Source organism: Thermoflexibacter ruber (assembly GCF_900113045.1).
Taxonomy (GTDB): domain Bacteria; phylum Bacteroidota; class Bacteroidia; order Cytophagales; family Thermoflexibacteraceae; genus Thermoflexibacter; species Thermoflexibacter ruber.
Window position 1 is genome coordinate 1 of sequence record NZ_FONY01000120.1, and the last position, 1,225, is coordinate 1,225.

1 pseudogene is annotated in these 1,225 nt (G+C 39.7%); it reads right to left on the minus strand.

From position 1 onward, the window contains the following. Positions 1-1,121: pseudogene (locus BM141_RS22460) on the minus strand (hypothetical protein); the annotation flags it as partial. Between the last annotated feature and the right edge of the window lie 104 nt (positions 1,122-1,225).

Consider the following 1,225-nt stretch of genomic DNA (forward strand, 5'->3'; position numbering starts at 1 on the left):
GCTCCTGCGGCATCTACATAGTCTTTGGTGGTCAGGGTAGTACCAGCATCAGCGGGGACTGTGCTTGCAGAAGTACCTTTTCCAGTCAGAGCTAATGAATTGGAATTAACTGCCCCTGTGGTAGTAATATTTTGTGTTCCAAAGTTAGGATTTATTTTAGTACCTGCTATGGCAGCGGTGGCGTTTACATCTGCATCTACAATCGTACCATCTAAAATTTTTGCTGAATTAACCGCATCGTTTTGAATAGTGGTAGCTCCTGTATTGTCAATATTTACATCTCCTGACATATTAACGGCAGTAGCCACATTCAAAGCATTGCCAACAAAAATTTGTCCACTATTTAATGGGGGGGTGCCTATTGCGGTTTTATCTATCCAAGTCATCAACCCACCTGCATTAGTGGTTAAAACCTTATCATTCCCTGCACCAGTAGCATCTATTTTTCCTATAGTAACAGCATTATTAACAATAGTTAGATTAGGATATGTACCCGTTAAATCACCAGTAGCTGGTGGGAAAGTGGGTGGTGCTGGTGGAGGTACTACAATAGGACCTCCTGAACCAGAGATAGGAATGACGGTGATACTTGTAATGCGTCCTTTATTATCTACAGTGATTTGAGGTACTCCTGTCGCACCTCCGTAAGTACCTGCGGTTACACCTGTTGTGGAGAGCTTATCCGAATTAATAGCACCATTATTTATAGTAAGTACACCCGCATTATTGAGTGTTACATCTCCACTTAATGTAACAGGGATTAACTGTCCACCGTTACCTACTAATATTTGTCCATCTGTTACTCCACTTGAGGTTGTAAAGTTGAGCAGAGTTTTCCAAATAGGCTCTGTATTAGTACCAGCGTTATACACAAATGTGTTTAAATCTACATCATAGACAACTAAGCCATTGGCTGGATTGCTAATACTATTGCGTTGTGTAGTGGTCAAACGCGGAATCAATAAACCTCCTGTGTTCCCTCCTACGTGCAAAGTAGCGGATGGGTCTGGTGGGTTCACATTAATACCAACATTGGTTTGCGCTTGTGTAGCTATACTCAAAAAAGTGAGGCAAGCCACGATAAGAATTTTGTAAATGTGTATCTCAATAAAGCGACTCATAGTTTTATATAATATTAACGTGAATTATTTTACATTTTCTTGAATAAATACAATTTGTTTGTCCTCTAATTTTTGTGGATATGCTTTTATGTTTGGTGTTTTTT